The organism is Acinetobacter johnsonii, from assembly GCF_048551975.1.
GTDB classification, from domain to species: Bacteria; Pseudomonadota; Gammaproteobacteria; order Pseudomonadales; family Moraxellaceae; genus Acinetobacter; species Acinetobacter johnsonii_A.
Genome location: NZ_JBIMCF010000019.1, coordinates 44810 through 51618, shown reverse-complemented (window position 1 = coordinate 51618; position 6809 = coordinate 44810). Strand labels below are relative to the sequence as shown.

Genomic DNA, 6809 nt, shown 5'->3' with positions numbered 1-6809 from the left:
TTTATAAGTAATTTGCCCTTTTTCTACTTCATGTACCACCATCATTTTAAAGGCCAAGCTATAATCACGTTGTGTACGTTTAACTCGTTGTTCTCGTTCATGTTCCATAAAATAAGCCTCTTAAAGGTGTAAGCTTATTTCAGGACGGGACAGCTACGTCAAAAGAAAAGCCTCTCAATCGAGAGGCTTTTTTATATCGGTATGAAGCTGTTGTACCAGCTCTATCTGAGGCAACGCATAGCCACGGCAGGACTGCTCTGCCCGCCAAGCCACGGTCAACATCACATCTCCTAACTCAAAATTTTGATAGGCAAAAGTCCCAATCAGAGGATGACTACACATTCCGCCATTATGCGTTGGATGTGCTTGGGTGTTCAGTTCATTTAAGTTTAAACGAATGCCTAAACCTGATGCTTTAAGCACCGCTTCTTTGGTTGTCCAGACCTTAAACCAGTATGCTTTGTCCTGATCATACTGTTGCCACACGCGAAGTTCCTCTACGTGAAAAGCATGTTTAGCCAAAGCCTCAAAGCGAACTTTTCGGTTTAACTCCTCCACGTCCACGCCTAGATCCTGCATCCGCTCACTCGTAGCTAAAGCATAGTAATTTTGGCTGTGGCTATGATTGAAATGAAAAGAAGGCTGATCAACCCAATACGGTTTACCTGTCTCACTCAGTGCAATGGAGTGATCATCTACAACCATCTGCCGTTGTTCGGATAAGCATTGATTGCGATATTGATAAATGGCTTGTTTTCGCTGTGCAATTTGCTCAACACGTGACAGGTTGTGATCCACCAGCACAATGTCCTCAATCTTTTTCAGCTCAACACGTATTGTCTTTGCCACTTTGCCTTCCTATCATCATTTCATGCATCATAAAATAAAAAAGCCCAAAGATCACTTTGGGCTTTTCAGCATCAGAACCTTAATGCCTGATTAACGTTTGAATTTCTTCTCTGCTTTCTTAAACTTCTGAACATAACGACGCTTACGCGCTGCTGTACGCTCATCCACTTGCGACTTACGTCCTTCAAATGGGTTTTCAGAGGTTTTAAACTCAATACGCACTGGCGTACCCTCAAGCTTATATACTTTACGGAATACGTTTTCCAAATAACGGCGGTAGTCATGTGGAGTCTTGTCGACTTTGTTGCCGTGAATCACGATGGTTGGTGGATTTTGTCCACCCATATGTGCATAACGCATCTTGATACGACGACCTTGTACCATAGGTGGTTGATGCGCATCTGTTGCATCATTTAAAATTTGTGTAATTTTCGCAGGCGAGACTTTCAAATGCGATGAGTCATAAGCACGGTGAATTGATGGATACATTTCACCAACACCTGTACCATGCAAAGCAGAAATCAGGTGGATCTTCGCCCATGGAATAAAGTCAAAACGGCGCTCTACATCCAACTTACATTGCTTACGATCATAATCGGACATATTGTCCCATTTGTTAATCGCAATCACCATCGCTCGGCCTGCTTCAAGCGCATAGCCAATTAAGTGTAAGTCTTGTTCTACAATACCTTCACGTGCATCAACAACTATGACCACCACATGGGCATCTTTCATGGCTTGCAAGGTTTTCACGATTGAGAATTTCTCAATCATTTCATCAACCTTACCTTTACGACGAACACCTGCTGTGTCAATTAAGGTGTACTGACGACCATCACGCTCAAACGGAATATAGATTGAATCACGGGTGGTTCCCGGTTGGTCAAATGCCACCACACGCTCTTCACCCAATAAACGGTTGACTAACGTTGATTTACCCACATTCGGACGACCAATAATCGCTAAGCGTAAACCTGTGTGCTTATCATGTTCGTCTGGGTTTTCATCTTCAGGCACATCATGTAGAACTTCTTCCAGCATTTGCTGAACACCGCGACCATGGCTGGCTGCCACTTGCATGGGTTCGCCCATACCCAACTTGTAGAATTCAACAAGTGCAGCTTCGGCATGTACACCATCAACTTTGTTCGCCACAAGGTAAACTTTCTTACCGAGTGTACGCAGCTCACGCGCAATTTGCTCATCCGATGCGAGCAGGCCTGCGCGTGCATCGACGACAAATACAATAATATCGGCTTCATTGATGGCAGTTTTAGACTGTTCTGCCATGTAAGAGTCGATACCACCTTCATTTTCGCCAATACCACCAGTGTCAACCACAATGAAAGACTTATTTTGAAATACAGCATCACCATATTTACGGTCACGAGTCAGACCGGCAAAGTCAGCAACAAGCGCATCTCGGCTTTTGGTGATCTGGTTAAATAGCGTTGATTTTCCGACGTTCGGACGACCAATGAGCGCAATTACGGGTTTCATAGATTAACCTTTATTCAAGATCAGCCAGTGAGACTGGTCTGAACATCAGAAACTGGAAGAAAAATTAGGTGAAAAACCTGAATAAAAACTCGGGGTTTTGACTAAGCAAACACCCCGAGGAATTTAAAAAATACGAATTTTGACTAGTTTAACATAAGTCGAACAGAATTAACGATTCTGCCAAATGCTTAATGCACCCTTTCGTGTCGCAACATAGAGTTGATCATCAATCACACGTAAAGTACGCACTTCACCACACGTCTTCGCACGACCGATCAACTCACCTGTCGCAGGGTTCAGCATGTGCAATACGCCATCTAGATCACCGACAATTAGGTCTTGGCCTAACATGACTGGATTACTCAATTGGCGGTTCAGCAGGCTGTCATTTTCCCAAAGCTTTTGACCCGTGCTAATTTCATAAGCCACTAACTTGCCGTCAGTTTGCGCCACAAATACACCATTACCCACCACTTCAGGGCGCTGCGTACTGCTTGAGTCTTCACTCCACACCACTTGCTGTGAAGCCAAATCTGTCATGGTCACTTGACTTTGATAGCTGGTCGTAATCAAGTACTGACCTGCCACTACAGGATCACCATCGACATCATTCAAACGTTGAATATCCGAACGACCATCCGACACAGCTACACGGCGCTGCATACGGGGTACACCTGTAAGCACATCTAAAGCATAAACATAGGCATTAGCTGAAGAAATGAGCACTGTACGTGCATCAACAGGAACAGGCGCTGCATTACCACGTAAGCTAAGTTGTACATTTGGTAAGTTATAAGTCCACACTTGCTGACCTGTTGCCAAATCATGTGCAAAAACAGTGCCATCATTACTGACAGAAATTACACGACCAGCTTGAATCAACGATGGCGCAAGAAGTGCACCTGTTAATTGTGCAGTCCATTTTTGCTCGCCAGTTGCCTGATCTAAAGCAAACAATTGACCTTTGGCGTTACCTACAATGACATGACCATCGGCAGCTTCAACGCCTGAACTCAACCCAGCTTTAGATACTTCTTTCTGCCATAGTTTTTGTTTGCCTTGATATGCCGTTACGACACCTTTAGGGTCAAGTGCAAAAACTACTCCGTTGTCTGCATCTAGGCGTAAACGTAAAGGATCAGCAGTCGAAGTTGAAGACACACTTTGAGAAAATACAGGAGTCAGAGTTTTCGCCTGCGTCAGTTTTGGAAGTGGATTCGGCTTAACTTCTTCTACTTTTCCGCTACTTGCACAACCCGCAAGCGCTAAAGTTAATACGGTTAATGCGCACGAAATTTTGTATTTTCTATTCATTCAGTTTCTTCCGCTGCTGTTTCTATGAGTGGACGTTCGATTTCAGGATCATCAACTAAAATACCAACACTTTCGAGTTTAATTTGTAAAATTTGACGTTCTTGTTTACGTTCAACCAACTGATCCCATGCACTTTGGTAGGCTTTTTTCGCATTTTCGATGTCGTTTTTAGCCACATAGACATCACCCAAAGCTTCATCGGCTGTCGCTTTAAAAGCAGGTTCTTTTACCAATGCGAGGTTTTTAATCGCATCATCAAACTTCTTTTGAGCCAATTGTGCATACGCTAAACGCAATTTCACAATTTGCACTAAGCCGTCGTCATCCACTTTCGAGTTTTCAACTTTCTTCAACGCTTTTTCAGCACTAGCATAATCCGCTTTGTCATAGGCCAACTTTGCCATCAACAATTGCGTTTGAATGGCCTGCGCCGAATCTGGTGCTTCCTTCACAATTTTGTCCGCAGTTGCAGACAAGGCTGTAAATGCATCACCTTGCGTTGCACGTGCTTCATCCATCAATTGCTGAACTTTAGCCGTGTTCATTTGCTTCTCGGCCAAAGTTTTCTTCTGCCAGTATTGCCATCCAAAAAAGGCAATCAGCGCAATTAAAATCCCACTAATAATGGCTGAACCATATTTTTTAGTGAAAGACTTTAAACTATCAAGTTGTTCTTCATCACTTAATGCGCTCATGTGACTACCCTTTCCTTATATTTTGGCTTATTTTGAAGAAAATTTTTCAATCATAAATGGCACGATGTCATCCACCGCAACCAAAGTTTGTTCAGCTGTCGCCAACTCTTTTACGGCAAACTGTGCAGCTTCCACCTCGCGCTCACCCAAAATGAGGGCAAACAATGCGCCAGACTGATCCGCTTTTTTCATTTGCGACTTCATTGAACCATGTGAACCAACTTTCAAACGAAGCGTACTTGATACAGCATCTAACTGGTTACGAATTTGTTCTGCAAGCACCAAAGCTTTACCTTGAGAAGCAGGATCTGCCAATAAAAACATTTCGCAGTCACGTATAGGCGTAGCGTCTTCGACTTGCTCAAGCAATAACAACAGACGCTCCATACCCATCGCAAAGCCAACTGCAGGTACAGACTGATCAGCCTTGCCTTTAAGCTGACCCACTAAGCCATCGTAACGACCGCCCGCACAGACTGTACCTTGTGAGCCCAAATGCGTGGTGGTCCACTCAAAAACTGTCTTGTTGTAATAATCTAAGCCACGCACCAGTTTTTGGTTAATCACGAAGCTCACACCTGCATCAGTTAAATACTGCTGCAAAGTTGCAAAGTGCTGTAGCGTCTCTTCCCCCATAAAGTCATGCAACTTCGGCGCATTTTCTAAAATGGCTTGGGTTTTTGCATCTTTAGAGTCAAGGATACGTAGTGGGTTGGTGGTTAAACGACGCTGTGAATCCTCATCTAAATCATTTTTATGTGATTCTAAGAACTCCACCAATGCCGCACGATAAGCTGCACGCTCATCAGACTCACCGAGAGTATTCAACTCAAGTTGAACTTTATCTGCTACACCCATGCGTTTCCACAGACGTGCTGTCATCAAAATCAGCTCAGCATCCATATCTGGGGTTGCCACACCAAAGGTTTCCACGCCAAATTGGTGGAACTGACGATAACGACCCTTTTGCGGCTTTTCATAACGGAACATCGGCCCGATATACCAAACACGAGGCGTTGCACCGCGAAGCAAGTTATGCTCCAGCATGGCACGTACACAGCCTGCTGTTCCTTCAGGACGCAAAGTCAAAGACTCAGGCGGATTACCTTTGTCCAAGAAGGTGTACATTTCTTTTTCAACGATATCCGTTGCATCACCAATCGAACGTTTGAACAAATTGGTTTGTTCAACAATAGGCAAACGAATTTGCTGGTAGCCATACGCATCCATCAATGATGCGAGATGCTGTTCAAGACGTCTCCACGCTGGTGTTTGCTTAGGAAGAATGTCATTAAAACCTTTGATTGCGACAATTGAACTCATGATGAACTACGGATGATCTCTTTAGATTTAGCTTCTTCAAGCTCTGAAACACGCTGACGAACCATCGTTTCGATTTCGTCAACCAACTGATTTGTGTCAATTAAATGGCTCTTTTCACCACTACGATACACCAGTGAACGTGGACTTGCACCAACTACACCAATATCGGCTTCTTTGGCTTCACCCGGACCATTCACTTTACACCCAATCACCGACACATCCATTGGGGTACGAATATCTTCTAAACGCTCTTCTAAGGCTTGCATCACTGAAATCACGTTGAACTCTTGACGTGAACAACTTGGACAAGCAATGAAGTTAATGCCATTTGAGCGAAGACTGAGTGATTTTAAAATATCAAAACCAATCTTAATCTCTTCTTCAGGTTCCGCTGCCAAGGAAATACGCATGGTGTCACCAATGCCATCCAACAACAAACCGCCCAATGCAATCGCAGACTTCACCGAACCTGTACGGTAAATCCCAGCTTCTGTCACACCCAGATGTAACGGATTATCAATTTGCTGTGACAGTAGGCGATAAGCATCCATGGTTAAAAACACATTGGATGCTTTCACTGAGACTTTGAATTCATGGAAATCTAAACGATCTAGAATATCAATATGACGCATCGCCGACTCAAGCAAAGCCTGACCTGTTGGCTCACCATATTTCTTTTGAATATCTTTTTCCAGTGAACCTGCATTCACCCCAATACGCATAGAAATATCGTTATGGCGTGCTGCGGCAACCACTTCACGGATTTTAGCTTCAGAGCCAATATTTCCGGGGTTAATCCTTAAACAGTCCGCACCCAAATCGGCAACACGCAGTGCAATCTTGTAGTCAAAATGAATATCTGCAACCAACGGCACAGATGAACGCTTACGAATTTCACCAAAAGCCTCTGCCGCTTCCATGGTCGGTACAGAAACACGCATGATGTCCGCACCTACATCTACACAGCGCTGAATTTGCGCCAGCGTTGCTTCCACATCACAAGTTTCAGTATTGGTCATACTTTGAATGCTGATAGGCGCATCACCACCGACATAGACTGAACCTACACGAATCTTGCGAGTAGGCTTGCGTTTAATTGGATTTACAATCATTGCTTTTCCTTGATCC

6 protein-coding genes are annotated in these 6809 nt (G+C 44.0%); all 6 read right to left on the bottom strand.

All coding sequences use genetic code 11. The annotated features are described in order from the left end of the window. Positions 1 to 174: 174 nt before the first annotated feature. Positions 175 to 849, bottom strand: a complete 675-nt coding sequence (locus ACG9ZB_RS13120; protein WP_419326169.1) for a 4'-phosphopantetheinyl transferase family protein — start codon at positions 847 to 849, stop codon at positions 175 to 177. Positions 850 to 939: 90 nt separating this feature from the next. Next, positions 940 to 2349 (bottom strand): ribosome biogenesis GTPase Der, encoded by a 1410-nt coding sequence (gene der / locus ACG9ZB_RS13115; RefSeq protein ID WP_279735343.1) that lies wholly within the window; start codon positions 2347 to 2349, stop codon positions 940 to 942. Positions 2350 to 2517: 168 nt separating this feature from the next. Next, entirely contained in the window at positions 2518 to 3663 is a 1146-nt protein-coding gene (bamB, locus tag ACG9ZB_RS13110; protein WP_419326167.1) for an outer membrane protein assembly factor BamB, read from the bottom strand. Next, positions 3660 to 4358: a YfgM family protein gene (locus tag ACG9ZB_RS13105; RefSeq protein WP_419326165.1), complete on the bottom strand. Its 699-nt coding sequence runs from the start codon at positions 4356 to 4358 to the stop codon at positions 3660 to 3662. The genes bamB and ACG9ZB_RS13105 overlap by 4 nt, the downstream gene beginning before the upstream one ends. Positions 4359 to 4385: 27 nt before the next feature. Further along, positions 4386 to 5681 carry a histidine--tRNA ligase gene (hisS, locus tag ACG9ZB_RS13100; protein WP_419326163.1) on the bottom strand — a complete coding sequence of 432 codons (1296 nt, stop codon included), beginning with the start codon at positions 5679 to 5681 and terminating at the stop codon, positions 4386 to 4388. Further along, a complete protein-coding gene (ispG, locus tag ACG9ZB_RS13095; RefSeq protein WP_419326161.1) occupies positions 5678 to 6793 on the bottom strand; it encodes a flavodoxin-dependent (E)-4-hydroxy-3-methylbut-2-enyl-diphosphate synthase in 1116 nt (371 codons plus the stop codon). The genes hisS and ispG overlap by 4 nt, the downstream gene beginning before the upstream one ends. Positions 6794 to 6809 lie beyond the last annotated feature (16 nt).